At 75.8% G+C, this 26,150-nt stretch carries 25 protein-coding genes; 7 read left to right on the forward strand and 18 right to left on the reverse strand.

What is annotated here, in order from left to right; all coding sequences use genetic code 11:
• Positions 1-57: 57 nt before the first annotated feature.
• The 4 genes from RQM47_RS01755 to RQM47_RS01770 all read right to left on the reverse strand — a co-directional run bounded on the left by RQM47_RS01755 (position 58) and on the right by RQM47_RS01770 (position 4,098).
• Positions 58-1,743, reverse strand: a complete 1,686-nt coding sequence (locus tag RQM47_RS01755; protein ID WP_311662470.1) for a PP2C family protein-serine/threonine phosphatase — start codon at positions 1,741-1,743, stop codon at positions 58-60.
• A gap of 115 nt (positions 1,744-1,858) precedes the next feature.
• The gene (locus RQM47_RS01760) at positions 1,859-2,350 is read right to left on the reverse strand and encodes a metallophosphoesterase family protein (RefSeq protein WP_311662469.1); all 492 of its coding nucleotides are present in this window, start codon (positions 2,348-2,350) and stop codon (positions 1,859-1,861) included.
• A gap of 390 nt (positions 2,351-2,740) precedes the next feature.
• Positions 2,741-3,679 (reverse strand): hypothetical protein, encoded by a 939-nt coding sequence (locus RQM47_RS01765; protein WP_311662468.1) that lies wholly within the window; start codon positions 3,677-3,679, stop codon positions 2,741-2,743.
• 164 nt (positions 3,680-3,843) lie between these two features.
• The gene (locus tag RQM47_RS01770) at positions 3,844-4,098 is read right to left on the reverse strand and encodes a hypothetical protein (RefSeq protein WP_311662467.1); all 255 of its coding nucleotides are present in this window, start codon (positions 4,096-4,098) and stop codon (positions 3,844-3,846) included.
• A gap of 93 nt (positions 4,099-4,191) precedes the next feature.
• On the opposite strand from RQM47_RS01770, the gene RQM47_RS01775 reads away from it, so the two are divergent.
• The 6 genes from RQM47_RS01775 (at position 4,192) to RQM47_RS01800 (ending at position 10,046) form a co-directional block, all read left to right on the forward strand.
• Positions 4,192-4,683, forward strand: coding sequence for an NUDIX domain-containing protein (locus RQM47_RS01775; RefSeq protein WP_311662466.1), 492 nt, complete (start codon positions 4,192-4,194; stop codon positions 4,681-4,683).
• 34 nt (positions 4,684-4,717) lie between these two features.
• Complete coding sequence (locus RQM47_RS01780) at positions 4,718-5,860, forward strand: DUF1080 domain-containing protein (RefSeq protein WP_311662465.1); 1,143 nt, start codon at positions 4,718-4,720, stop codon at positions 5,858-5,860.
• A 101-nt stretch (positions 5,861-5,961) separates the two neighbouring features.
• Positions 5,962-7,959, forward strand: coding sequence for an acetate--CoA ligase (gene acs, locus RQM47_RS01785; RefSeq protein ID WP_311662464.1), 1,998 nt, complete (start codon positions 5,962-5,964; stop codon positions 7,957-7,959).
• 55 nt (positions 7,960-8,014) lie between these two features.
• Positions 8,015-9,061, forward strand: a complete 1,047-nt coding sequence (locus tag RQM47_RS01790) for a serine hydrolase (RefSeq protein ID WP_311662463.1) — start codon at positions 8,015-8,017, stop codon at positions 9,059-9,061.
• A 115-nt stretch (positions 9,062-9,176) separates the two neighbouring features.
• Positions 9,177-9,659, forward strand: a complete 483-nt coding sequence (locus RQM47_RS01795; RefSeq protein WP_311662462.1) for a hypothetical protein — start codon at positions 9,177-9,179, stop codon at positions 9,657-9,659.
• Positions 9,660-9,779: 120 nt separating this feature from the next.
• A complete protein-coding gene (locus RQM47_RS01800; RefSeq protein ID WP_311662461.1) occupies positions 9,780-10,046 on the forward strand; it encodes a hypothetical protein in 267 nt (88 codons plus the stop codon).
• Positions 10,047-10,135: 89 nt separating this feature from the next.
• Here RQM47_RS01800 and RQM47_RS01805 read toward each other — a convergent pair whose 3' ends face one another.
• Complete coding sequence (locus tag RQM47_RS01805; protein WP_314007151.1) at positions 10,136-10,828, reverse strand: Rad52/Rad22 family DNA repair protein; 693 nt, start codon at positions 10,826-10,828, stop codon at positions 10,136-10,138.
• A gap of 235 nt (positions 10,829-11,063) precedes the next feature.
• Here RQM47_RS01805 and RQM47_RS01810 point away from each other — a divergent pair, with 235 nt between their 5' ends.
• Positions 11,064-11,609: a septal ring lytic transglycosylase RlpA family protein gene (locus RQM47_RS01810; RefSeq protein ID WP_311662459.1), complete on the forward strand. Its 546-nt coding sequence runs from the start codon at positions 11,064-11,066 to the stop codon at positions 11,607-11,609.
• Positions 11,610-11,630: 21 nt separating this feature from the next.
• Here RQM47_RS01810 and argH read toward each other — a convergent pair whose 3' ends face one another.
• The 13 genes from argH to RQM47_RS01875 form a co-directional block, all read right to left on the reverse strand.
• Complete coding sequence (gene argH, locus RQM47_RS01815; protein WP_311662458.1) at positions 11,631-12,962, reverse strand: argininosuccinate lyase; 1,332 nt, start codon at positions 12,960-12,962, stop codon at positions 11,631-11,633.
• A gap of 49 nt (positions 12,963-13,011) precedes the next feature.
• A complete protein-coding gene (locus RQM47_RS01820) occupies positions 13,012-14,118 on the reverse strand; it encodes a M20/M25/M40 family metallo-hydrolase (RefSeq protein ID WP_311662457.1) in 1,107 nt (368 codons plus the stop codon).
• Between the two features lie 121 nt (positions 14,119-14,239).
• Positions 14,240-15,013: an acetylglutamate kinase gene (gene argB, locus RQM47_RS01825; protein ID WP_311662456.1), complete on the reverse strand. Its 774-nt coding sequence runs from the start codon at positions 15,011-15,013 to the stop codon at positions 14,240-14,242.
• 123 nt (positions 15,014-15,136) lie between these two features.
• Positions 15,137-16,198, reverse strand: a complete 1,062-nt coding sequence (locus tag RQM47_RS01830) for an N-acetylornithine carbamoyltransferase (RefSeq protein ID WP_311662455.1) — start codon at positions 16,196-16,198, stop codon at positions 15,137-15,139.
• A 208-nt stretch (positions 16,199-16,406) separates the two neighbouring features.
• The gene (locus RQM47_RS01835; protein ID WP_311662454.1) at positions 16,407-17,567 is read right to left on the reverse strand and encodes an aspartate aminotransferase family protein; all 1,161 of its coding nucleotides are present in this window, start codon (positions 17,565-17,567) and stop codon (positions 16,407-16,409) included.
• 140 nt (positions 17,568-17,707) lie between these two features.
• The gene (gene argC, locus RQM47_RS01840) at positions 17,708-18,796 is read right to left on the reverse strand and encodes an N-acetyl-gamma-glutamyl-phosphate reductase (RefSeq protein WP_311662453.1); all 1,089 of its coding nucleotides are present in this window, start codon (positions 18,794-18,796) and stop codon (positions 17,708-17,710) included.
• Positions 18,797-18,928: 132 nt separating this feature from the next.
• Entirely contained in the window at positions 18,929-20,113 is a 1,185-nt protein-coding gene (locus RQM47_RS01845; RefSeq protein WP_311662452.1) for a hypothetical protein, read from the reverse strand.
• Between the two features lie 74 nt (positions 20,114-20,187).
• The gene (gene argG / locus RQM47_RS01850) at positions 20,188-21,441 is read right to left on the reverse strand and encodes an argininosuccinate synthase (RefSeq protein WP_311662451.1); all 1,254 of its coding nucleotides are present in this window, start codon (positions 21,439-21,441) and stop codon (positions 20,188-20,190) included.
• Positions 21,442-21,770: 329 nt separating this feature from the next.
• Complete coding sequence (locus RQM47_RS01855) at positions 21,771-22,676, reverse strand: alpha/beta hydrolase (RefSeq protein ID WP_311662450.1); 906 nt, start codon at positions 22,674-22,676, stop codon at positions 21,771-21,773.
• Positions 22,673-23,242 (reverse strand): hypothetical protein, encoded by a 570-nt coding sequence (locus tag RQM47_RS01860; protein WP_311662448.1) that lies wholly within the window; start codon positions 23,240-23,242, stop codon positions 22,673-22,675. Before RQM47_RS01860 ends, RQM47_RS01855 begins: the two co-directional genes overlap by 4 nt.
• Before the next feature lie 93 nt (positions 23,243-23,335).
• Positions 23,336-24,004: an NADH-quinone oxidoreductase subunit I gene (locus tag RQM47_RS01865; RefSeq protein WP_311662447.1), complete on the reverse strand. Its 669-nt coding sequence runs from the start codon at positions 24,002-24,004 to the stop codon at positions 23,336-23,338.
• A 296-nt stretch (positions 24,005-24,300) separates the two neighbouring features.
• Entirely contained in the window at positions 24,301-24,936 is a 636-nt protein-coding gene (locus RQM47_RS01870) for a response regulator transcription factor (RefSeq protein ID WP_311662446.1), read from the reverse strand.
• Positions 24,926-26,071 (reverse strand): sensor histidine kinase, encoded by a 1,146-nt coding sequence (locus RQM47_RS01875; RefSeq protein WP_311662445.1) that lies wholly within the window; start codon positions 26,069-26,071, stop codon positions 24,926-24,928. Before RQM47_RS01875 ends, RQM47_RS01870 begins: the two co-directional genes overlap by 11 nt.
• Positions 26,072-26,150 lie beyond the last annotated feature (79 nt).

A 26,150-nucleotide genomic window follows, 5' to 3' on the forward strand; every position in this document is an offset into this window, starting at 1 on the left:
CACTTTCCACTTTCCACTTTCCACTTTCCACTTTCCACTTTCCACTTTCCACTTTCCTCACCCCACCATCCGCACCGCCACCAGCGTGAGGTCGTCGTTGTCCGCCGCCCCGCCCGCAGCCCAGGCGTCGACGCCGCGGAGGACCGTGTCGAGGAGGCCCGCGGCGTCGGCCGCAGCATGGCCCGTGAGGAGCCGGTCGAGGCCGACCGTCTCCAGCTCCTCGCCCCGCCCGTCTTCGGCCTCGGTCGCGCCGTCGGTGTAGAGGAGGACCGTATCACCTAGCCCGAGGTCGACCTCCCCCTGCACGAACTGGGCGCCGTCGAGGACGCCCAGGAGCGGCCCGCCCACGTCCAGCGGCTCGACCGCCCCGCCCGCGCGGAGGAGGCGGGGCGGCGGGTGCCCGGCGACGACGTAGCGGAACCGGCCGCCCCGCCCCGCCCCGCCCGAGCCGGGCGGGGCGGCCTCGACGATGCCCCACGCGAGCGTCACGAACTGGTGCGGCTCGGTGCTCTGCGCCACGAGCCGGTCCAGCCGGGCCGTCGCCGCGGCGAGGTCCGGGCGGGGCGTTTCCAGGTCGGGGCGGAGCAGGCGGAAGCCGGCCTGGAGCGTGGCCATGAGCAGCGACGCGCCGATCCCCTTGCCCACGACGTCGGCCACGGCGACGAGGAGGCGGCCGTCGCCCAGGTCAGCCACCTCGTACGTGTCGCCCGAGACGTCGCGGCTGGGCCGCCACCGCGCGGCCACGTCGAGGCCCGGCACGCTGGGGAGCCGGGCCGGCAGGAGGCGGACCTGGACGCCGCGGGCAAGCGCGACCTCCGCCTCGATCCGCTCGCGCTCGATCCGCTCGCCCAGCCGGTCCGCCGTCTCCAGCGCGCCGACGGCGAGCGCCGCGAGCGCCGCCGCGAAGTCGGCCGCGCCCTCGTCCAGCTCGCCCGCCGCGCGCGGGCCGAGCAAGACCACGCCGCGCGACACGTCGCCGGCCCGCAGCGGGACCGCCCACCGCCACCCCGCCCCCCAGAGCGGATCGGACGGGTCGAGCGCGCGCGGAGCGCGAAGGTCGGCGAGGCGGCACGGGACCGGAAGCGCCGCTCCGCCCGCGCCGCGCGAGAACGTGACGTCGAGCGCGGCGTCGCCCTCGCGGTCCGAGTCGCACAGGGCGACGGCGAACCGGGCCACGAGGAGCTGGCCCATGAGCGCGAACCCGAGCCGGTTCAGGATCGCCTCGCGGTCGAGCGCGCGGCCGAACGCCTGCGACAGCTCGAACAGCGTCCGCAGCTCCTGCGCCCGCGCCTCCTGCCGGCGGACCGCCTCGGCGAGCGCGGCCGCCGCCCGCCCCGCCCGGACCGACGCGGCCGTCGCGCCGGCGAGCGACCGCGCCACGCCCGTCTCGGCCGGCGCGTACGGCTCGCCCGAGAGGCGGCCGCCGAGGGCCACGAACCCGAGCGCGTCGCCCCCGTGGCGGAGCGGGAGCACGAGCGCCGACGCCTCGGGCGGGGCGGCGTCCAGGCGGTCGCCCACGGCGACGGGCATGCCGCCCTTCGCAGCCACGACGCGGAGCCCGCGGCCGTCGTCCAGGGCGGCCACGCCGCGCGGGGCGAGCAGCCGGCTCATGAGCGTGAGCAGGAGCGCCTCGGCCTGCTCCGCCGGGTCGAGCGCGGCGTCCAGGTGCTCGTCGTCCGGCCGCGCCTCGGACGGGCGGGGCGGGGCGGCGTCGGGCCGAGCAGCGTCGGGCGGGGCGGGCATCCGGTGGGTCGGTGGGTCGGTGGGTCGGTGGGTCGGTGGGTCGGTGGGTCGAAGATGCCCGCCCCGCCCCCGTTCCGCAACGGGCGGGGTGGCGGCGCGGCCCGGAGCGGCCGTCTTACTCCTCCAGGTGGATCACCTCCGCCCCGCTCATGGCGCCGTCCTCGATCGTCAGGCGGACGCACGTCTTGACCTGGTGGAACCCCTGCCGCCCCGCCGCGCCGGGGTTGAGGTAGAGCATCCGCCGCAGGGTCGGCACGCGCTCGATGCGCAGGATGTGGCTGTGCCCGCACACGAAGAGGTCGGGCGGGTCGGCGCGGAGGGCGGGGCCAATTCCCTTCGCCCACCGCCCCGGCCGCCCGCCGATGTGCGTCATCCACAGCCGCACGCCCTCCACCCGGATGCGGACGTGCTCCTTGAACCGCCCCCGCACCGGCGGCCCGTCGACGTTCCCGTACACGCCGACGACGGGCGCCATCTGCTCCAGCCGGTCGACGACCTCCACCGGCCCCACGTCGCCGGCGTGCAGGATGAGGTCGACGTCTGCGAACACGTCGTCCAGCTCGGGGTGGTAGTAGCCGTGGGTGTCGGAGACGATGCCGATGCGCATGCGGAAGGTGGAAGCCGGAAGGCGGCAAGATCACCGCCCCGCCCCGCTCGTGCCGCGGGCGGGGCGGCCGGGTTGCCCCCGAGTTGTCCACCCCGCCCAGGCAGCGAGGGCGGGACGCCTACCCCGGACACGACGCGTCGTGTCCCTACGGGTGCCTACCGGCGGGCGGGGCGAGGTTGGGCGGGGCGGCGCCTTCTCCAGCCGCCCCGCCCGCCCGACAACCACCCCTCCCCCCTCCTGACCAGGAGGGGAACTGATGCCGCCTCGGGACAGCAACGTGCCTGCCACGACCGCCCCGCCCTTTGGGTCCGCCCGCTGCTCGCCGCACGCTGCTCGCCGGCCCACGGGGCGGGGCGGACCAAAACCGGCGCCGCCCTGCTCGCTCATCCCTCATCGCAGCGTGAGGCGGAGGCCAAACTGGATGCGCTGGAGGCGGCGGCCGGGGAGGTCCGCCGGGTCCTCGGCGTCGTCCCAGGTGACGACGGGGACGCTCACGAACGGGGCCGCCTGGTACTTCGGCCGGCTAAACTCGATGCCCGCCCGGAGCCAGCCGGCCGCGGTCCGCACCCGCCGCTGCTCCGCGCGCGGCGCCGGCGGGCCGTCGTCGCCGGCCTCGTTGCGGACGCGGGACGGGACGACCGAGTAGCTGCCGCCCTCGGCCACGAGGCCCAGAGAGAGGCGGCTGCCGGCGGGGTCGAACAGGACGTTGTAGCCCCACCCCAGACGGAGCTCCTGCCCCACGAGCCGCTCGCGGCGGGGATCGGCGGGGCGGTCGGCCGAGGCGCCAAGCAGCGGCTCGGTCGTCTCCTCGGTCGCGAGGCTGTACCCCGTCCGCACGCGGCGGGCGCTGGCGGAGAAGTCGTTGGTGACGGCCGGCGAGAGCGCCGTCGTCGAGAAGAAGGCGACATCGGTCTGGCGGAACCCCAACCCGCCCTCGCTGGCCGGGTCGACGGCGAGGCGCAGCGCGAAGTCGGTCCGCTCGCTGTTCCAGTACGGCTTGACGACGACCCAGCTCAGCCCCAGCGGCCCGCTCTGGGCCGCGCCCGTGAGGTCGGCCACGAGGGCAAGGTCAACTCGCGGGAGGACGGCGTAGTCGAGCCGGGCGGCGAGCGAGAGGTTGCCAATCGGGGCCGCCCCCACCTCCCCGCCCCCCAGGGCGCGGAGAGCGGCCTCGCCCGAGAGCGCGAACCCGCCGTAGAAGGCCCGCCGCGCCGTCTCATTCCCGTACGCCGGATCCAGCGTCTCAAACCCACCCTGCGCCGCCACCGGCAGGGCGCTGCCGACGAGGGCGAGAGCGAAGGCGACGCATCGGAGCGGGGCGGACGGCATGGCAGCGGGGGCCGGCGGTGCGCCACCTTACGGGTCCGCCGGGTGTTGCGCAAGCGACCAGCGACGATTCGCGCCTCGCCGAGCCCGCCGCTGCGCCCTCGCCGGGCGGGGCGGATCGACCGCTCAGCCGCCCCGCCCCATCGAGCGGGGTGGCGCGCTCCGCGTCAGCGGCCGTCCGGCGGGTCCGCGTCGCGGCGGGGCGGGGACAGCGTGGGCACGGGGTCGGTGGGGGCGCCGTCACCGGAGACGCCCTTGCCCGCGTCCGGGCGCTGGCGGCGCGCGACGGCGTCCTGCGTCCACTCGTCGGCGACCCGCTCCTCGCGGCGGAGGAAGCGGTAGACCGGGTAGAGCAGGATGAACGCGAGGCCGACGAAGCCGACGAACGTGACCGCGACGACGAGGTAGATCTGGGTGTCCATGGGGCCGAACCCGAGGGGCGGGGCGGAGCGTGTGAACCCGGCGCCGGCGGTTCCGTTCTCCCGCCCCGCCGGACCTGCCCGACCGCCCCGCCCGTGCCCGCCGTCTCCGCCCACGCCGTCGACGTGTACCCGTACCGGCACCCGCCGAGCGCCGCGGGCGGGGCAGAGTGGCTCGTCCTGCGGCGCGCGGCCGGCCGGCCCGACGCCGGCGCGTGGCGGATGGTCGGCGGCAAGGTCGAGCCCGGCGAGGCCGCGTGGCAGGCCGCCCTCCGCGAGCTTGCCGAGGAGACCGGGTGGCGGCCCGGAGCCGGTCTGGTCGAGGCGTGGGCGCTCCCGTCCGTCAACGCGTTCTACGAGTGGGCCGAGGACCGCGTCGTGCTCGCGCCCGCGTTCGCGGTGCGCGTCGAGGGCGAGCCGACGCTCGACGGCGAGCACGACGGGTGGGCGTGGCTGCCGGCCGAGGCCGCCGCCGCGCGGCTCGCGTGGCCCGAGCAGGCCCGGCTCCTCCGCCTCGCGGCCCGGCTCGAACGGTCGCCCCGCCCCGCCGCCTGGGGCCTGCCCCTGGAACACGGGCGGGGCGGGTGACGGCGTATCCTCCGCCTCACCCTGCCCGGCCCCCGTGCTCCTCCGCCCCGCCCTCGCCCTCGCCGCCGCCCTCGGGCTCGGCGCCTGCGCGACGACCGCCCCGCCCCCCGCGCCCGCCATGCCCGCCGACGAGGGCGCCCCGCCCGCCCACACCCTGCCGTGGCGCCAGCACGACGTCGATCGGCCGGCCCCGCCGCGCGTCGAGCCCGCCGCGTCCTACGCCGCCCCGCCCGCCGACGCGACGGTCCTGATCCCGGCCGACCCGTCCGGCCCGGCCGCCCTCGCGGCGTGGGAGGCCCCCGACGGGAGCCCCGCCCCGTGGCGCGTCGAGGGCGGGGCGGTCGTCGTCGAGCCCGGCTCCGGCCCGATCCAGACGACGGAAGACTTTGGCGACCTCCAGCTCCACGTCGAGTGGCGGGCCGCCGACGAGCCGGCCAAGACGGGCCAGGACCGGAGCAACAGCGGCGTCTTCCTGATCGACGGCCGCTACGAGGTCCAGATCCTCGACACCTACGACAACGCGACCTACCCCGACGGCATGGCCGGCGCCATCTACGGCCAGTTCCCGCCGCTCGCGAACGCGCTCCGGCCCTCGGGCGAATGGCAGGCGTACGACGTCTTTTTCCGCGGCCCCCGCTTCGGCGAGGGCGGCGTGCTCGAGGAGCCGGCCCGTCTCACGGTCCTCGTCAACGGCGTGCTCGTGCAGAACAACGAGCTGCTGCCGGGCATGACGATCTGGCTCGAGTCGCTCCCCTACGCGCCGCACCCGCGCGCGGGCGCGATCCAGCTCCAGGACCACGGGAGCCCCGTCCAGTTCAGGAACCTGTGGGTCCGCGAGACGCCCGACCGCCCCGCCCCGCCCGCGGGCTACGCGCAGGTCGACGGCGTCGACCTCACGGACGCCCAGTACGACCGCCTCGTCGGGACGTACGACCGCGACAACAACGAGGGCCAGTTCGTCATCGAGCGGACGGACGACGGGCTCGGGCTGTCGATGCCGTGGCGGCCGGGCGTGCTCCGCATGGTCCCGACTTCGCCGAGCACGTTCAGGCTCGCCCACACGGCCGGCCGGCTCACGTTCGACGTGGGCGCCGACGGCCGGCCGGCCGGGCTCACGTTCGACATGGGCGGGGGCACTTACCGCGCCGCTCCGGCGGGCGGGGCGGCCGGCGGGTAGGCGGGGCGGGCTCGGAGCCACCCCGCCCACCTTGCACATTCCGTGAAGGGGCGGTAGCGTGAGCGGACCGCCACCGCCCCGCCCTCACGGGCCTGCCCGCCATGCCCGACGAACGAGCCGTCTACCCCCCCGCCCCCGCCGTGCAGGCGCGGGCGTTCGTGCCGTCGATGGCCGACTACGAGGCCACCTACCGCCGGTCGGTCGAGGACAGCGACGCGTTCTGGGCCGAGCAGGCCGGGCGCCTCGACTGGGTCACGCCGTTCGAGACCGTCCAGGACTGGAGCTTCGAGCCCGGCGATGTCCACATCAAGTGGTACGAGGGTGGCGTGCTCAACGCGTGCTACAACGCCGTCGACCGCCACGTCGAGGCCGGGCGGGGCGGGCGGACCGCGTTCCTGTTCGAGCCCGACACGCCGGGCGACGGCGACCGGACGATCACCTACTCCGACGTCCACGCCGAGGTGCAGCGGCTGGCGAACGTGCTGCGCGACCGCGGCGTCGGGCGGGGCGACCGCGTCACGATCTACCTGCCCATGATCCCGGAGGCGGCCTACGCGATGCTGGCGTGCGCGCGCATCGGGGCCATCTTCTCGGTCGTGTTCGCCGGGTTCAGCCCGAGCGCGCTCGCGAGCCGGATCGAGGACTGCGACTCGGACTTCGTCATCACGGCCGACGAGGGGCGCCGGGCGGGGCGGCGGATCGCGCTCAAGGCGAACGTGGACGCGGCGCTGCGGGGGTGCCCGGGCGTCCGCCACGTGCTCGTCGTCCGCCACACCGGCGGCGACGTCGCGTGGACCGAGGGCCGCGACGTGTGGCTGGACGAGGCCCGCGAGACGGCCGCGGCCGCGTGCCCCTGCGAGCCGATGGGCGCCGAGGACCCGCTCTTCGTCCTCTACACGTCGGGCTCGACGGGTACGCCCAAAGGCGTCGTCCACACGACGGGCGGCTACTGCGTGTGGACCTCGCTCACGCACGAGCTCACGTTCGATTACCATGCGGTCGAGGGCGGGGCGGCCGGCGACGTCTTCTGGTGCACGGCCGACGTGGGCTGGATCACCGGCCACAGCTACATCGTGTTCGGCCCGATGATCAACGGGGCGACGCAGGTCTTTTTCGAGGGGACCCCGACCTACCCCGACGCCGGCCGCTTCTGGGAGGTCGTCGAAAAGCACCGCGTCACGCAGTTCTACACGGCCCCGACGGCCATCCGCGCGCTCATGGCCAAGGGCGACGAGCCCGTCATGCGCTCCGACCGCTCGTCGCTGAAGGTGCTGGGGACGGTCGGCGAGCCGATCAACCCCGAGGCGTGGCGGTGGTACCACGAGGTCGTGGGCGAGGGGCGGTGCTCGGTCGTCGATACGTGGTGGCAGACCGAGACGGGCGGCCACATGCTCACCCCGCTCCCGGGCGCGACGCCCGAAAAGCCGGGGAGCGCGACGCGGCCGTTTTTCGGGGTCGTCCCCGAGGTCCTGAGCCCGGACGGCGAGCGGCTCGACGGCGAGGCCGAGGGGCTCCTCGTGATCGCGCGGTCGTGGCCGGGCCAGGCGCGGACGGTCTACCGGAACCACGACCGCTTCGTCAACACCTACTTCACGGCCTTCCCCGGCCGCTACTTCACCGGCGACGGCTGCCGCCGCGACGCCGACGGCGACTATTGGATCACGGGCCGCGTGGACGACGTGCTGAACGTGAGCGGGCACCGGATGGGGACGGCCGAGGTCGAGAGCGCGCTCGTGCTCCACGAGGCCGTCGCCGAAGCCGCCGTCGTCGGCGTCCCCCACGACATCAAGGGGCAGGGGATCTACGTCTACGTCACGCTCGTCGAGGGCGCCGACGCCACCGACGCGCTCCGCGACGAGCTCCGCCGCCACGTCCGCGCGACGATTGGGCCGATCGCGACGCCCGACTTTGTCCAGTTCGCGCCCGGCCTGCCCAAGACGCGCTCGGGCAAGATCATGCGCCGCATCCTGCGCAAGATCGGCGAGAACGCGCCCGACCAGCTCGGCGACACGTCCACGCTGGCCGACCCCGACGTGGTGGCGTCGCTCGTCCAGAACCGCCGCAACCAGCCCGAGGGGGACGACTCGCCCGTCCTCTAGCGACAGCAACCGGGGCGCCGCCCCGCCCGGCGCGGGAGCCCCGCGCACCTTCTCCGTGCCCGCCCCGCCCGTCCGCTACGCGCCCCTCGCCTGCCTGCTCCTCGTCGCCGCCGGGTGCGGGCGGGGCGGGGCGGACCAAGTCGGTGAGGCCGCCCCTGTCGAGACCCCGGCCGCCCTCGTCGATTGGGCGCACACACACGACGGCGCCTCGCTCGTCGTGTGGGACGTGGCCGGCGACTCGGCCGTCGTCGACGTCCGCGGCGACGTGCGGCGGCCCGTCGCCGGGCTGACCGGCCTGCTCCTGGCCGCCGAGCTCGCGCGGCGGGCGGGGAGGTCGCTGGACACGGCCGCCGTGCTCCCGGCCTCGGCCGTCGAGCGGCGGCGGCTCCCCGGCGTCGACCCGCCCCGCCCGGACGCCCGGGCGTCGTCGCTGGCCGGCCTCGCCCGCCGGGCGCTCGCCGGCGACCGCGCGGCCGCCGACGTCCTCCTGTCGACGCTCGGCCGCGAGGCGACCGGCGCGCTCCCCCACCGCCTCGGTCTGGACGAGCTAGACGCCCCGCTCCCGCTCGGCGGCCTCGTCCTGGCCTGGGCGCCGGCCGACCGGCCGGGGCCGCGCGAGGCGCAGCTCGCGTCGTTCCTCGCGCTCGGCCGCCCCGCCCAGCGCGATTCGGCGTTCGCGCGGTCGCGGGCCTACGTCAAAAGCCCGTCGTACCGGGCCGCCGAGCGGGCTCGGTTGGAGCGGGGCGGGTTGGGGCTCAGCCCCACCGACCGGCGAGCGGCTGCGCGCGCCACGCTCCCCCAGGGCACGGCCCGCGCCTACGCGCGGCTCCTGGCGCGAGCCGTCCGCGAGGACCTGGTCGACGCGGACGTGTCGGCTGCCTTCCTGGACCTCGTCCCCCGCCCCGCCCGCGACTCGCTCGGGGAGCGGGGCGGTCTGCGGCTCGGCGTGGCCGAGGGCGTGGTCGACGGCGTCGTGGGAGCGGCGGCCGTCGCAGAGCGGGGGCGGGGCGGGCGGATCGCGGTCTTGCTCGCCGATGACGGCGTGCAGGACGCGTCGGCGCTCCTGCTCGACCTCGCGCGGGCCGACTCGCTCGGCGAGTAGCTGCCGCTTCAGGGGCCAAATCGTGAAAAGACGGTGACGCTAGATCAGAAGATGGTACCACCCTGTTTATGCACTTAGGCCCCCTAGGGCTCGCTCTTCACCCACCCCCACCCCCATGACTCGCTCTCTCCTTCTCCTGGCCCTCGCCAGCACCCTCCCGCTCGCCGCCTGCGCGACCGACACCGAGCCCACCGACGTTGCCGTCGTCGAGCCCGGCGTCGTTACCGAGCCGGCCCCGGTCGTCGACGACCCCCTGGTCGACGACGGCATGATGACGACGGACGTGACCGCTCAGGGCACGCTCGACGCCGTCCCGGCCGGCGGCCTGACCGAGATGGCCCCGGCTACGGCCATCGGCAACATCGACAGCTGGATCGCCCAGCTCGACGGCGCCACGTTCACCAACTCCACGGAGATCCGCCAGGGCCTCATGACCCTCAAGGACCAGCTCCAGGCCAGCCCGATCGACGGCGCCGCCGTCGGCGAGACGCTGACGAACCTCGGCACCTGGACGGAGCAGGCCGCCGGTGGCGATGCCTCGCTCACGCAGCTGGGCCAAGCCCTCGCGTCGGCCGGTCAGAACCTGACCGCTATGTAAGCGGCACCCGCCGCTCGCTCGTCGCGGGGCGCCCCTCACCCGGGGGCGCCTCGCGTCTGTTTGGGGCGGATCTCCCGCCCCGCTCGACCCGTTCTGCGCCCTCACCCACGCTCTCTCGCCATGCCCCGCCTCGCCCTGCTCCTGCTGGCCGCCGCCCTCCCCCTCGCCGCGTGCGCCGACGACGAGGTCCCCGCTGTGGATCCGGTCCCCGACGCCACGCCGGAGCTCCCCGACCCCGACCCCGACACGATCCTCGACGTCGACCCGCTCTCGCGCCAGGACGGGCAGACGTCGGACGACACGTTCGACGAGAACGAGGTCGGCCAGGACATCCAAGACCGCCCGCTGGACGGGCTCGACGAGGCCGCCCCGCCCGACAGCCTCTGACGCAGACCGCCCCGCCCGACGGTGCGGGCGGGGCGGGAGACGTTTGACTGGCGGAGCCGCCGTCCTACTGGGCGCGTCGGCTGGGCGCTCTAGAACCCCGGGTCCGGCGCGCGCGAGTCGCCGTCGCCGGAGGACGGGGCGGGGCGGACGATCCGGCGCTGGCCGCTCCGCGGGGTAGGCCGAGACGGACGCGCCGGCTCGCCCCCGGTGGGCGCCGGGCGCTGCGCCGGGGCCGACCGCTGCGGGCGGGGCGCGGACCGCTGCGGCGAGCGCTCGCGCGGCGCCTCGGCGGAGGGCGGGGCGGAGCGGCCGCTCGGTGCCCCCGCCCCGCTCGACGGCAGGTACTCGCGCGGGACGCGCGGCGCCTCGGCAAACCGGCCGCGGTCGTCGAGCCGCACCCACGTCGCGGGCAGGTCGTAGAGGTAGCGGCCGACGCCCCACTGCACGGCCGCGCGCTTGGTGGCGCCCGACAGGCCGCCCTTGACGGCCTCGACCTGCGAGTTGTCGGCGCCGTCCCACTTCGTCACCCACTCGGCCGTCCCGTCCTCACGCTCGACGCGGACCGAGATTCCGCACAGGACGCCGCCGTCGGGGCCGGCCGTGAACTCGTTGCGCCAGTCGGCCGGGCCGCACACGTCGTCGAACCGCTGCTGCACGGCGCGGCTGGTGAGGTAGGCCATCGCCAAGCCTTTCGACTTGTCGCGGGTCGTAGCGCCGGGCTTCCACTCGATGTCGGCGGGCGGGAACGGGGCGGCGAGGCGGGAAAGGTCGGACGCCTTCATGGGATCGGGGGAGGGTCTGCCGCAAGGTCGGGCGGGGCGGAGACAGCCGAGTGTCACAGCCTCCGTATAAGCGTGTGAAGCGCCCGTCTGCCGACGCGGGCGGGGCGGGGCAAGACCCCGCAGGATGGCAGGGGCGCTGCCAAGGCCGCACGACGAGCCCGACGACGTGTCGGTCTTTCACCGCGGGTTCGTCCGGCGCGAGATTGGAACGGTCTCTGCGACGGTTGCCCGCGTTATGCAGACTGTTTCCCCGACTCCCGCCCTGTCCACCCCGCCCCGCCGCCTCCGACGGCTGCGGAGCCGGCTCCGCACTCCGCGACGGCGGACGCGTGCGGCGACGGGCCTCGCCGTGCTGGCGACCGCCATCGCCTTTCGTCCCCAGCCGGCCCCCGAGCCGGCGGCGCCCCGGGCCGAGCACGCCGCGGCCCCTTCCGCCGCCCCGCCCGCGCGTGAGGCGCCGGCCGTCTCGCACGTCGAGGGCGGGGAGGCCAGCTACTACGGCGACGAGCTCGCCGGCAACCCCACGGCCAGCGGTGAGCCGTTCGAGCCCGACGCGCTGACGGCCGCCCACCGCTCGCTCCCGCTCGGCTCTCGCCTCCGCGTGACGAACGTCCACACGAACGAGAGCGTGGTCGTCCGCGTCAACGACCGCGGGCCGTACGCTGAGGACCGCGTGCTGGACTTGTCGGAAGCGGCGGCCCGCGAGATCGGCATGGTCAAGCGCGGAACGGCGGACGTCCGCCTCGAACTGCTGTCGTCGCGCCGGGCCGTACGCGGCTAGTACGGCCCGGGGGCGGGGCGGTCAGAACGGGGCGCGCGCAGCGTCCAGCCGATCTCGGAGGGCGGCCACGTCGACGTGGCCGGGCGTCCCGGGCGATGCGTAGGCCGCGAGCGCGTCGGCGTCGGACGGAACTGTCAGGTCGTCCAGGTGTGTGCCAACCTCGCGGTAGGCGTCGCGGAACGCCGCCCCGCCCTCGACGCGGCGGAGCGCCTCGGCGGTCGCGAACAGGTCGGGCGAGAGCGCCGCGCGCATCCGGTCGGCCTGCCACTCGACGCCCGGGAGGACGGCGGCGACGGCGCTCGCCACGTCCTGCGCCGCCCCGACCGCGCGCATCGTCGCCTCCTTCGTGAGCTGGAGGTCCCGGTGGTAGCCGCCCGGCAGGTTCGCCGGGAGCCCCAGGAGCACGTGCAGCTCGGCCGTCAGGCGGTGGACGGTCGCCCGGGCCAGTTCGAGCACGTCGGGGTTCCGCTTCTGCGGCATGATCGACGAGCCCGTCGTGTGCTCGACCGGCAGGCGGACGAATCTGAACTCGGCGGTCGCGAAGAGGGCGAGGTCGCTCGCCAGCCGGTTCAGCGTGAGCCCGACCTGGACGAGCGCGTGGGCCACCCCGCCCTCCAGCTTGCCGCGCGACAGCTGCACGGCGGCGACCTCTTGGACGCGGTCGAACCCCAGCCGCTCGGCGACCGCCGCGCGCGGGAGGTCGAGGACCGGAACGCCGTAGCCGGCCGCGCTCCCCCACGGCGACGTGTTCGCCGCGCGCCGCGCTTCGGCGAGCGTCCGCAGGTCGTCGGCCAGGAGGTCGGCGTAGCCGGCGGCCCAGACGGCGACGGTCGTCGGCATGGCGCGCTGGCCGTGTGTGTAGCCGGGCATGAGGAGGCGGCCGCCCCGCTCGGCGTGGTCGAGGAGGGCGTCGGCCACCTGAGCCACCCCGCCCGCGACGGCGGCGAGCGCGTCGCGGAGCCACAGGCGGAGGGCTGTCAGCACCTGGTCGTTCCGGCTCCGCCCGGCGTGGATCTTTTTGCCGGCCGCGCCCAGCCGTTCGGTCAGCTCGCGCTCGATGACCGTGTGCATGTCCTCGTCTTCGGGCCGAACGGCGACCTCGCCGGCTTCCCACGCGCCTCGGATCGCGTCGAGCGCCGCGCCCACCTCAGCCTCCTCCTCGTCCGTCAGCACGCCGATCTGCGCCAGCGCCCAGGCGTGCGCGCGCGTCCCCTCCAGGTCGTAGGGCAGGAGCACCGTGTCCCACCGCCAGTCCTCGCCGACGGTGAACCGCACGATCCAGTCGTCGGCGGCGGTGCCTTTGTGCCAAATCGGGGTACGGGGTACAGGGTACGCGGTACGGTCGGAGTTCATCGGTGAGGCGGAGTGAGGCGAGTGTACCAAGTACCCTGTACCGGGTACCTTAGAAATAGTGGCGGGCGACGGCGGCGTAGACCTCGGCGGCGGCGTAGACCTCGGCGGCCTCGACGTGCTCATTGGCCGTGTGCGACAGCTCGCTCCGGCCCGGCCCGATCTTGACGGCGGGCACGTCGTGGAGGAAGATCCAGTCCGACGCCGTCGGGCTCCCGAACGGCTCGGCGTCCCGCCCCGCCCCGCCCAGCGCGGCCTGGACCGCCCCGGCGACGCGCGATCCGGGCGGGGTGGCGCAGGGGACGAGGCGGTCGGAGTAGACCTCGACCTCGCTCTCCAGGTGCCCCGCCACGAGCGCCGTCAGCTCGGCGTGCGTGTAGGCCGGCGTCGAGCGGACGTCGAGCGTGAACCGGCAGCGGTCGGGGACCACGTTCTTGGCCGCCCCGCCCTCGACGACGGTCGCCGTGGCCGTGGGGAGACCGAGGAGCGGGTCGGCGCGACTGAACGCGAGGCCGTCCAGGGCGACGAGGTCGCGGGCGGCGCGAGTGATCGCGTTGTCGCCCAGGTGCGCCCGTGCGGCGTGGGCCGTCTGGCCGTGAGCCGTGGCCTGCAGGATGAGGAGCCCCTTCTGCGCGAGGCACGGGCGCAGCTCGGTCGGCTCGCCGACAATCGCGGCCGAGACGTGGGGGAGCGCGTGCCCGAACACGTCGCGGCGCATGGCCTCCATCCCGTTGTAGCCGCCGCCCGTCTCCTCGCACGCCGTCAGCGCCACGACGAGGCGGCCGCCCTCGGGTCTCCACCCCGCCCCGGCCAGGTCCGCGAGGGCCGCGAGCATGGCCGCCCCGCTCGCCTTCGCGTCGACGGCGCCGCGCCCGTAGACCGCCCCGCCCACGCGCGTCGGCTCGAAGGGCGGGTACGGGTGGTCGGCGCTCGGGGGCACCACGTCGAGGTGCGAGCACAAGAGGAGCAGGTCGTCGCCGTCGCCCAGCGACGCCCACACGTTGTCGTCCAGGCGCCCGACGGCGAGGCCGGGCACGGCGCGCATCGTCGCCTCCACGAAGTCCGCCACCTCGGCTTCCTGATGGCTCAGCGACGGGAACCGCACGAGGTCGGCGTGGAGGTCGAGGACGGGGGGGAAGGGGGACGGGGGACGTGGCATGGAGGAACAGGCAGACGTGCGGGCGGGGCGGCGCTTTGCGGGTCGCGTTTCTGTTGCGCGTTTCGTGTTCGGGCGGGGTGGTGTGCGATGCGCAACACGCAACAGCGACACGGCTCAGCGGTCAGGGCACGACGACCGTCCCGCCCGCCCCGCCCACGTCGGCCGGCGCGCAGACGCGGGCGGAGCGGACGCCGCGCGCGAGCGCGTCCAGCGCCGTTTCGAGCTTGGGCCGCATGCCGCCCGCAATCCAGCCCTCGGCCACGCCCGCCTCGGCCTCGGCGGCCGTCAGGCGGCGGACGAGCGTGCCCGGGTCGCCCGCGTCGCGGCGCACGCCGCCCGCCTCCGTCACCAGGTCCAGCCGCCCCGCCCCCAGCGCGGCGGCGACCTCGGCCGCGACCGTGTCGGCGTTGACGTTGTAGAGCGCGCCCGCGCGGTCGGCGCAGACCGACGCCACGACGGGCGTGTACCCGGCCGCGGCGAGGACCAGGAGGAGCGTCGGGTCGACCGCCTCGACGTCGCCCACGTGCCCAAAGTCGACCGTCTCGCCGTCGACCGGGCGGGGCGGGCGCCGCGAGACGGTCACGAGCCCGCCGTCCGCCCCGCTCACGCCGACGGCGCGGGCGCCGGCCGCCCCGCCCGCCGCCGCGAGGCGGGCGTTGAGCGCGCCGCGGAGCGTCCACAGCGCCACGTCGAGGTCGAGGTCCGTCGTCACGCGGCGGCCGGCGACCACGCGCGGCTCGTGGCCCAGCCGCCGCGCGAGCGCCGTCGCCTGCGGCCCGCCGCCGTGTACGACCACGACCGGCGCCGCCGACGCGCGGACGCCCGCCCACACGGCGGCGACGGCCTCGGCGTCGGCGAGGACCGCCCCGCCCAGCTTCACGACGGTCGGGTTCATGGGCTTGGGGGGTCAGGGTTGGATGTTCAGGGTTGGGAAGCGCGTCGGGCGGGGCCGCGGGCGTAGACGGTGGGCGGGGCGGCGCCCGGGCGGCCTCGGGAGGCGTGGGCGGGGCGGGGCGGCTCAGGCGCGGACGCTAGGCGCGCCCGAACCCTGAACCTCACCCACCCCGAACCCTGAACCCCTCACCTCCCAGATCCACTCCAGGACCGCCTTCTGCGCCCAGAGCCGGTACTCCGCCTGGAGCAGGTGGACCGCGTTCGGGCCGTCCAGCACGTCGCCGTCGACGACGACGCCGCGCCGCACCGGCAGACAGTGCATGAACGCGGCGCCGGCCGTGCGGCCGAGGGCGGCCTCGGTGATGCGCCAGTCGGCGTGCCCCGCGCGGCGCGCGGCCTCGGCGCCCGGGTCGTCGTAGACCGCCCCGCCCGACCACGCCTTGGCGTAGACGACGCGGGCGCCTGAGAGCGCGGCGTGCTGGTCCTCGGACTCCGTCACCGACCCACCCGAGCGGGCGGCCGCCTGCCGGGCGAAGTCGAGTACGTCGCCGTCGAGTTCAAAGCCGGGCGGCCGCGCGACGACGACCTCCATCCCCAGCCGCGCCGCCATCACGACGGCCGAGTTGGGGACGGCGCGCGGCAGCGCCTTCGGGTGCGGCGCCCACGAGAGCACGAACTTCTGGCCGCGCGGGTCGCCCAGCGTGTCGCACACGGCGGCCGCGTCCGCGAGCGCCTGGCACGGGTGCCATCGCGCCGACTCCAGGTTGACGACGGGCACGCTCGACGCGGCGACGACCGCGCGGAACGCGGCGTCGGCGTGGTCGGCCTCGCGGTCGGCGAGCGTCGCGAACGTCCGCACGCCGAGCGCGGCGACGTAGCGCGAGAGCACGCCGACCGCCTCGCGGACGTGCTCGGCGGCCTCGCCGTCCATCCGCGCGTCGTCGCGCCATTCGAGCCCCCACACGCCCTGCCCCGGCGAGAGCGTGACGGCGTGCGCCCCGAGCGCCGCCGCGGCCACGTCCATCGACGTCCGCGTGCGCAGCGACGGGTTGAAAAAGAGGAGCCCCAGCGCCCGCCCCGCCGCCGCGCGCGTCCACGCGGGATGCGCCCGGTGCCACCGCGCGCGGTCGAGGCACGCCTCCCACACGGCGTCGGGCAGGTCGGTCCAGTCAGTCAGGTGGTTCAAAGCGGGTGACGGGTGACGGGTGACGGGTGACGGGTGACGGGTGACGGGTGACGGGCAAGATGCGCGGGCGGGGCGGGCGATGTCGTAGGGACACGGCTTGCCGTGTCCGGGCGGGGGGGTCGGTGAGGCCGGGGCGGTCAGGTCGAAGTCGTAGGGACACCATGCATGGTGTCCGCATTCCGGGCGGCGCGGCGCCACCCCGCCCGCGTCACGCGAGGACGGCGGCGAACCGTTCCAAAAAATCGTCGACCTCCGCGTCCGTCATCGTCAGCGGCGGCATGAGGCGGAGCGTGTCGGCCCGCCCCGAGCCCCCCACGAGCACGCCCGCCTCGCGGAGCGCGTCGCGAACGGGCGGGGCGGGGCGGTCCAGCGTGACGCCGACGAGGCCGCCCCGCCCGCGCACCTCCACCACCCCGCCCGTCGCGCGGAAGCCGGCGGCGAGGCGCTCGAACAGGGCGGCGGCCCGCGTCATCAGGTCATCCTCCACGAGCTGCGCGAGCGTGGCGCGGACGGCCGCCATGGCGAGCATCCCGCCGCCGAACGTCGTCCCCTGGTCGCCCGGCCGGACCGTCTCGGCGATGGCGTCCGACACGAGTACGGCGCCGACGGGGACGCCCGCGCCGAGGCTCTTGGCGAGCGTCACGAGGTCCGGCGTCACGCCGACGTGCTCGCCGTAGAGGAACGCGCCCGTCCGCCCGACACCCGTCTGGACCTCGTCGAAGATCAGGACCGTGCCGGTCCGGTCGCAGATCTCGCGGAGCGCCTGGTAGAAGCGCGGCGGCGCCTCAGTGATGCCCGACATGCTCTGGATCGGCTCCAGGATGACGGCCGCCACGTCCTCGCCGACGAGCGCTTCCTCGACGGCGCCCTCCCACCCGAACGGCACCCACGTCGTCTCCGGGAGGACGGACGCGTAGGGCGCGTGGTATTTCTCGCCCCAGGTCGCCGCGAGGCTCCCGAGCGTCCGTCCGTGGAAGCCGCCGGCGAACGCCACGACGCGGCTCCGGCCGGTCGTCGCGCGGGCCAGCTTGAGCGCCGTCTCGTTGGCCTCGGTCCCCGAGTTGCACCAGAACACGCGGCCGAGCGCGTCCGGCGCGAGCGCCACGAGCGCCGCCGCGGCCTCGGCGCGGACCGGGCTGTAGACGGCGTTCGAGTAGAACAGCAGCCGCCCCGCCTGCCGGCGGACGGCCTCGACCACGCGCGGCGGGCAGTGCCCGAGCAGCGCCACGCAGTGCCCGCCGTAGACATCGAGGTACTCGCGGCCGTCGGCGTCCCACACGCGCGTCCCCTCACCGCGCACGAGGGCCACGGGCGGCTTGGCGTAGGTCGGCAGCGTGACGGCGTCTTCGAGGGCGAGCCAGTCGGTCATGGGGGTGACGGGTTACGGGTGATGAGTGACGGGTAATGCGGGGCGAGCGGGCGGGGCGGTCTCCGGGTTCTGTTGCGTGTCGCGTGTCGCGTGTTCTGCGTGGTGCTGGATGCGCGACACGAAGCACGCCGCCGGCACCGCTACGCCGTTACCTCCACCGCCCCGCCCGGCAGCAGCCCCGCTGTCTCGGGCAGGCCGAGCGCGAGGTTCAGGTTCTGGACCGCCTGGCTCGCCGCCCCTTTAAGCAGGTTGTCGAGCGCGAAGCCGACCACGAGGTGCCCGCCCCGCTCGACCCAGCCCAGGTCGCAGAACGGCGTGCCGACCGTCGGGAGCAGTTCGGGCAGCGCGTCCGGCCAGAGGCGGACGAACGGGCGCCCGCCGTAGGCGGCCTCGAACGCCTCGGCCACGGCGCCCGGCGCGGGCGGGGCGGCGAAGGTGACGTGGGCGGTCCCCCAGATGCCGCGCGTCCACGGGCCGGAGGCCGGGACAAAGTGGACGGCCGCCCCGCCCTGCCCCGCCGGGTTGCGGTCCGCTGGGTTGCGACCCGCCCCGCCTAGCGTCTCGTCCACTTCGGCGAGGTGCCGGTGCGCGAGCACCTTGTAGGCGCGGACGTTCCCGTCGCGGCGCGGGAAGTGCGTGGTGTCGGACGGCCGCGCGCCCGAGCCCGAGGCGCCGGTGAGCGCCGTGACGTGGGCCTCCACCCCGCCCGCCCCGCCCAATTCCCGCAGCGGCCACAGCGCGAGCGTGATCCCGGTCGCGAAGCACCCCGGGTTGGCCACGAGCCGCGCGCCCGCCACGCGGTCGCCGTTGACCTCAGCGAGCCCGTAGACCGCCTCGCGCATCGCGTCCGGGGCGGGGTGGTCCAGGTCGTAGACCGCGCGGTAGGTGTCGGGGTCGTGCAGCCGGTGGTCTGCGCTGAGGTCGATGATCAGGCCGTCGAACCCGCGCGCGCGGAGGTCCAGGACGGTTTGGGCGCCCTGGCCGTGTTCGGCGCACACGAACGCGGCGTCGAGACCGTCCAGGTCGAGGTCGTCCGGCGCGGTGTAGGCGAGGTCCGTCTGCCCACGGAGGCGCGGGTGCGTGGTCCAGACCGCCCCGCCCGTCTGGCTCCGGCTGGTCACGGCGGCGAGCGCGACGGCGGGGTGGCCCAGGAGGAGCGCGACGAGCTCGCCGCCGGCGTAGCCGGCGCCGTGGAGGGCGGCGACTCGGGAGGGATGGGGAGGGATCAAGGGATGGAAGAGGGATGAGCAGAGGGCGGGGCGGCCGGGCGGGGCGGTTTGCCTTTCGTAGGGACACGGCTCGCCGTGTCCGGGCGGAGCGGGGCGGTCGGGACCGGCGGGTCTGCCCATCCCTCCATTTCCCTATCCCCCATCCCTCACCCCCACGAGAGGCCGGCGCGGGCCGTTGAACGAGGGGAGCGGGCTGGGCGAGGCCGCCCACGCCTTCGCGTCGCGGACGTCGTCGGCCACGAGCGCCGCCAGCGCGTCGGGCTCGGACCGCGCGTTGACGGCCGGGATGCCCAGCGACGTCTGGATGTAGCGGCGGCCCACGTCGGTGTCCGTCGCCGGCCCGACCACGACGCCGATGCCGGCCCGATAGCGCGAGCGGAACAGCTGGTCGCACGCCCACACGCCGGCGAGGTCGGCCGCCGCGAGCACGTGCGTGGCCGTGAGCCGCTGGAGCTCCATGTCCTGCAGGATCTGGTCGACCCCGTACGGCCCGATCACGCCGTCGCCCAGCTCGAGCACGAGCACGTCCGGCACCGCCCCGCCCTCGGTCTCCACCCCGCCCTCGCCTTCCGTGCCGTCGCGGAGCGGAGCGGGGCGGTTCAGGTGCGCGATGAGGCCCTTGGCGATCGGCACCATGTCGCGGCCCGTCGTGGCGACCGCGCCGGCCTCGACGAATGACGCGCTCGCCACCGCCCCGCCCTCGACCATCGCGCGGACGTCGCGCTGGAGCGCGGCGCCGGTCAGCTTGGCGGCGGCCACGCGGAGGCCGCGCGCCGTCAGGCCGGCGACGAGCGCGGCGGCGGCGTAGGTCTTGCCCGTGTTCATGGCCGTCCCGCTCACGAACACGAGCGGGGCGGAGGCCGCCAGCGTCTCGACCGGGTCGATGGCCGTGTCCTGGATGCGCGCGTGGCGCGGCGGGTCGCCCAGGAGGACCGCGCCGAGCACCTCGACGCGGAGCGCCGGCCCGAGGTCGGGGTGCGGCTGGGCCACGCGGCCCAGGATGCCGCCCATGTTCTGGACGTGGAGCGTGTCGCCCGGCGCGACGTGGCGCGGGATGCGCCCGGAGTAGCCCTTCAGCGCCTGCCGCTCGCCGAGCGCGCCCACGATCACCTCGCCGGCCACGACCGTGCGGAACACGCCGTCGGCGCCCTCGATCTGGTTGTACACCTCCTTCGTGTCGAGCGCCCTCGCGGCGAGGCAGTACCCCTCCTCGGCGACGACGTAGGGCGAGACGCGGACCTCGTGCCCCAGCGCGCAGGGGCCGGTGCTGGAGGCGACGTGGTCGGCGGTGAGCGTCGTGATCGTTTGCGTAGGCATGGCGGGTGACGGGTGACGAGTAAAGGGTGACGGGCGGGGTGGGACCGTGAGCACAGCGCGGGCGGGGCGGCCCATCACTCGTCACTCGTCGCAGCCGCCGCGAGGAGGCTCTGCAAGCCGTAGATCCGCGTAAAGCCCTCGGCGTCGCGGCCGTCCCACAGCGCCGTCTCCTCGCCGTACGTCGCCACGCCGGTGTCGAAGAGCGAGTGCGGCGACGAGACGCCGCGCACGCGGTGGGCGCCCTGGCGGAGCGCGACGGTCGCCACCCCGCTCACGCGGCGCTGCGACGAGTCGAGGAACGCTTCGAGGTCGCGCATGACGGGGTCGAAGTAGAGGCCCTCGTGCATGAGCGCGCCGTAGAGGTCGCCCAGCGCCGCCTTCTGCACCAGCTGGAGCTTGGTCAAGACCACCTTTTCCAGCTCGCGGTGGGCGTCGATGAGGACGAGCGCGGCCGGCGCCTCGAACGCCACGCGGCCCTTGATCCCCAGGATCGTGTCGCCCACGTGGACGCCCCGCCCGACGCCGTGCTCGGCGCCGATCCGGCCCAGCGCCTCGACGAGCGCGACGGGCGCCATCGCCTCGCCGTCGAGCGCGACCGGCACGCCCCGCTCGAACTGAACCGCCACCTCGCGCCCTGCGGGCGGGGCGGCGTCCGGGCTCGCCGTGTCCGGCCACGCCGACTCCGGCAGCACGCCGTCAGTCCGGTGCGTCTCCTTACCCCCGATCGTCGTGCCCCACAGGCCGCGGTTGACCGAGTAGTCCGTCGTCGCCGGGTCCACGTGGACGCCGCGCTCGGCGAGGTAGGCCGCCGACGCCTCGCGCGTGAGGCCCAGCGTGCGGATGGGCGCCATGACCTCGATCTCCGCCCCGCCCGTGCCGTCGCTGGCCGCCCCGCCCCGCCCGCTTGCGGTCTGCCCGGCGAGCAGGCGGAGCGCCGTGTCGAACCGGACTTGGTCGTTCCCGGCGCCCGTCGAGCCGTGGGCGACGGCCGTCGCGCCAATCTCGCGGGCGGCGCCGACGAGCGCCTGCGCCTGCACCACGCGCTCCGGCCCCACGCAGAGCGGGTAGACGCCGCCCCGCAGCACGTTCCCCTTGACGAGGTAGCTCAGCGCCCGCTCCCACAGGTCCGCCCGGGCGTCGACCGTCGTATGACCGGCGGCCCCGAGCGTTTTGGACCGAGCCTCCACCTCCTCCAACTCGTCGGCCGAGAACCCGCCCGTGTCGACGGTCACGGTCCACACGTCGCGGCCGGTCTCCTCCTTCAGGTAGGGGACGCAGAACGACGTGTCGAGGCCGCCGGAAAAGGCGAGGGCAATCGGGGAGGACATGAGGAGGAGGGGGACGAGAAGAAGCGGGGACGAGAAGAGGGGGCGTCTACCTCCTGACCTCTTCTCCTCGACCTCGGGCGGGGTGGAAAACGAAAAACGCCGACCCTCAACGAGAGTCGGCGCGACAAAACGGACGATCCGCTGGGCTCAGCGGGACCCGCAGGTCAACCCTCCTCTCGGCTGGCGAGCCGGTCGGCGTCGGAGACGTCGCAGGGAGGGGAGCGGGCGCATCGTGTTGGGAGGATAGGGGACGCCGCCCCGCCCGTCAATGCGTGGAGCGTCCGGGAGCGCTTCCAGACGTCAGAAAGGCGCCCGCCCCGCCCGATCCTCTACGGGGCGGGGTGGTCCTGGGCGGAGCGCTCCTGGGCGGGGCCGATCTGGGCGGGGCGGCCGAGGTGCTCGCCCAGGAAGTCCAGCACGCGGCGGCGGTAAGCGTCGGGCGCCGCCTCGTACAAGTCCTCGTGCTTCGCGCCGGGCACGATCCACAGCGCCTTCGGCCCGGTCGCCGCGTCGAACAGCGCGCGCGTCTCGGCCTCGGGCGTGAACGCGTCGTCCGCCCCGCCCATCACGAACGTCGGCGCGCGCACGCGGCCGACGGCGTCGACGGGGCGGAGCGAGTCGGCCGGCACGCCGATGCGGTCCCGCGTCTGCGCGAGGAGCGCCGCGGCCACGGACGGAGCGAGCGGCCCGAGCAGGCGCCGCGCGCGGTTGCCGACGGCGGCCTCGAACGTCGGGTAGACGGACTCCAGCACGAGCGCGTCCGCGTTCAGGGCCGGCCCGGCGAGCGCCGCCGCCGCCCCGCCCAGCGAGATCGCCACGACGCCGACGCGCCCGTGCGGCCGGCTCCGCCGGAGGAAGCCCACGGCCGCCGCCGCCGCGTGACGCTCCGGCCACCCGTAGCCGATGCGCTCGCCCGGGCTCTCGCCGTGGGCGGGGAGGTCGACCAGGAGCACGGCGTAGCCCGCGTCCGCGAGCAGGCGCGCGCGGGGCAGGAGGTCCACCCGGTTGTCGCCCAGCCCGTGCAGGAGGACCACGGCCGGCGCCTCGGGCGGGGCGGCGGCGATCCACGCGGCCAGCGGACCGCCTACGGGGATGGGCACGACGACGGCCTCGAAGCCCGGCGGCGGCGGCCCGACGCGGGCGGAGAGCGGGGCGGTCGCGATGTCGCCGACGTAGGCGCAGCCGCCGAGCAGGGCGGCCAGGACCGCGAGCAGGCCGCCCCGCCCGGACCTCACGACGACGGCGGGCGCGGCAGGTCGTCCGAGGGCGTGCGCGGGCGGAGGTCGGCCTCGTGGAGCCGGTAGGCCAGCGCCTTCAGGTGGTCGGCGTCGCGCTGGACGACCGAGAGGGCGAGCCCGTAGAGGTCGGTCGCCGTGCCGTCCACGACCACGCCCCGCCCCCACGCCTCGGGCGGGACGGCGGCGAGCGCCGTGCGGAAGTCGGCGCGGGCGGCGCGGAGGTCGGTGAGGAGGGCGTCGAGCGCACGGCCGTTGGCGCCCTCGACGCGCGGGAGCGGGTCGGGCGTCGCGACCTCGGGGGCGTCCTCGTCCTGGAGCCGGGCGAGCCACACGGGGTAGACGTCGCGGTCGAGGGCCGTGAGCGCGGCGAACGTTTCCTTGGCCGAGAGGTCCGTTTCGAGCGGGGCCTCGTCGACGGCCCACGCGGGCAGGTCGGCGAGGAGCGGGGCGAGCGCGGCGGCCTCGTCCTCCAGCCACCCGAGCTGGTCGAGCAGCGCCTCGCGACGCGTAGCCAGCGTGGCGGCGTCGCGGGGCGGGGCGGCGTAGCGGTCCAGGTCGGGCATGGAGAGATGCGGAGAGATGCGGGATGAGAAAAGGAGGAGGGAAAGGCGGAGCGGTCGGTTCTGCTCATCCCTCCATCCCCCGTCCCTCCATCCCTACACCGCGTCGACGTCTTCGGCGAGCGGCTCCTGCGGGTCGATGGCGTTGACCGTCGCCTCGGCGTCCTCCAGCCGGGCGAGGTAGTCGAGCCGGTTGCGGAGCGTGTGCACGTTGTTCTCGGGCTTGTGCTGCCAGTCGCCGGCGGGCTGCCCGTTCCGGCGGCGCTCCAGGAACTCCAGGCGGTCGACCAGGCGCTCCTTGGGGACGAGCAGCTTGTCCAGCCCGAAGTGGGCCTCGTCGCGGTGCTGGAACGTGAGGTCGTACTCCTTCGACATCACGATGGCCTCCTCGGGGCAGACCTCCTCACAGAACCCGCAGTAGATGCACCGGAGCATGTTGATCTCGAACCACTCGGGCTCGCGCTCCTTGATGTCGTCGGTGACCTCGTGGGCCTGCATCGAGATGGCGAGCGGCGGGCACGAGCGGGCGCAGAGCCCGCACGAGACGCACCGCGGGCGGCCCTGCTCCTCGACCAGCACCGGCCGGCCGCGGTACGAGTCCGGCGGGTACCACTGCTCCTCGGGGTACTCGAAGGCGTAGCTCTCGAGCGACATCTTAGAGGCCGAGTAACCCAGGCCCTTAAAGATCTCGGGGAGGTACAGGTTTTCCCAGAAGGTGAGCGTCCGCTCGTTGGGCGTGGACTTGACGACGGGCGTTCCGGGCATGGCGGACCCGCAGGGCGGGGCGGTTCGGGGGACCCGGAAGCTACGCCCGCCCCGCCCCTTGGGTCCGCCCCAGAGTTCGGCGCGCGGGCGGACCCAAAGGGCGGGGTGGCGGGCTCTCCGCACAACGGACCGCCCCGCCCCGCTCGCGCGCGGTGCCTGGGCGGGGAGGGACCGGCCGCGGCGCCGCCGGCCGGACACCCGGGCAGGCGATTGGTCCCGCTGACCGCCCCCGCGTCACCGAGCGGGGCGGCCAGCCTCGGCCTCGCCCGCCCCGCTCGGGCAGAGGCCGCCCCGCCCTACGCCCGCACCAGGCCGTTCTCCCACGCCCACGCCACGGCCTCGCGCGCCGAGCCCACGCCCAGCTTCGAATAAACGGCCGCGAGGTGGTTGCGGACCGTGTTCTCGGCGATCCGCAGGCGGTCCCCGATCTCGGCGTTGTCGAGCCCGCGCGCCATCGCTACCAGCACCTCGTGCTCGCGGCCCGTCAGCGGCGAGAGCGTCTCGGGCCGCTTCGGGATGGGCACGAACCAGCGCCCCTCGCCGCGGTGCACGGCCAGGACCGCCTCGCGCACGGCCGCCGGGTGCTGGTCCTTCGTGATGTAGCCGGCCACGCCGGCGTCGAGGAGCCCGTGGATCGTGGCCGAGTCGTTGTACGCGCTGAGCGCGAGCACGCGCGGCGCGTCGGGGTCGGTCTGGAGCGCCTCGGCCACGTCCAGCCCCGTCACGGCCGGCATGTTCATGTCGAGGAGCAGGACGTCGGGCCGCAGGCGGCCGACGAGCTTGAGGGCCTCGTCGCCGTCGGCGGCCTCGCCCACGACCTCGACCGCCCCGCCCTTTTCGAGCGCCCCGCGGATGCCGGCGCGGAAGGCGGGGTGGTCGTCGGCGAGCACGACGGTGACGGCGGAGCCGTCGCGGGGAGCGTCAGTGGGCATCGGGGCGGGGCGGGGCGGCCGGCTGGGGCGCGGCGAGCCGGTGGGCGGGGAGGGGGACGTCGAGGGCCACGCGCGTGCCGCCGAGCGGGCCGCGCGAGACGGCGAGGTCGGCGCGGAGCAGGACCGCCCGCTCGTGCATCCCGAGCAGGCCGTAGTGGCCGTCGGCCGCGTAGTCGAGGGCGTCGGCCTGGGGCGGCCCCACGCCGTCGTCGTCGACCGTCAGGCGGAGCGCCGCGCCGTCGAGCGCGAGGGCCACGTCGACGCGCCGGGCCGCCGCGTGCTGGACGGCGTTGTTCAGCGCCTCCTGGGCGATCCGGTAGAGGGCCAGCCGGCGCTCGTCGCTGAGGGCCGGCCCGTCGGCCGCCGCCCCGGCCGCGGGCTCGACGCGCAGGCGGACGTCGAGGTCCGCCCCGCCCTCGCGGTTTTCGCCCTCGGCCGCCCGATCTACGAGGCCCGCGAGCGCGGCCGCCAGCCCGAACGCGTCGAGCGCCTGCGGGCGGAGCTCGTCGCACAGCGCCCGGATCTCGCCGACGACCGCCGTCACGGCCCGCCGCGCGCCCTCCCCGCCCGGCTCGGCCGCGAGCGCCACCTGGACGGCGCACAGGTCCTGGACCGGCCCGTCGTGGAGCTCGCGGGCGAGGTGCGCCCGCTCGGCCTCGCGGGCCGCCGCCAGCCGCCGCCGGAACTCGGCCCGGAGCCGGCGCGCCCGCCGCGCGCGCCGCTCCCACACGACCGCCCCGCCCACGAGCGCGATGAGCCCGAAGCCGAGCACGCCCAGCGCGAGCGTCCCCACCGGGACGGCCGTCGCGAGGCGCACGACGGCTCGGTCGTCGACGGCGAGCGCGAATGGGAGCGACGACGGCCCGCGCAGCGTGTCGGGCGCGAGCGCCCCGGCCCGCGCCGACCGCCCGAGCACCTCGACGAACGCCGCGTACGGGAGCACGACGCGCGGCCGCCCCTCGGCGCCCTCGCCCAGCACGACCACGCTGTCGCGGACGACCTCGAAGTACGTCAGCCGTCCGCCGGCCTCGACAAAGCCCGACGCGCGGGCGTCCGCCCCGCCCGGGAGCGCCCCGCCCTGCGCCGCGGCCAGCGCGGGGAGGACGGCGAGGAGCAGGACGCAGCGACGGACCACGGGCGGGGCGGGGTGGCGCCGCCAAGCTAGGCCGTCCGCCCCGCCCCGCCCTGGTGCAGACGGACCAGCCCGGGGCCGC

Origin of the sequence: Rubrivirga sp. S365 (assembly GCF_032248475.1) — a bacterium.
In the GTDB taxonomy this organism is placed as follows: domain Bacteria; phylum Bacteroidota; class Rhodothermia; order Rhodothermales; family Rubricoccaceae; genus Rubrivirga; species Rubrivirga litoralis.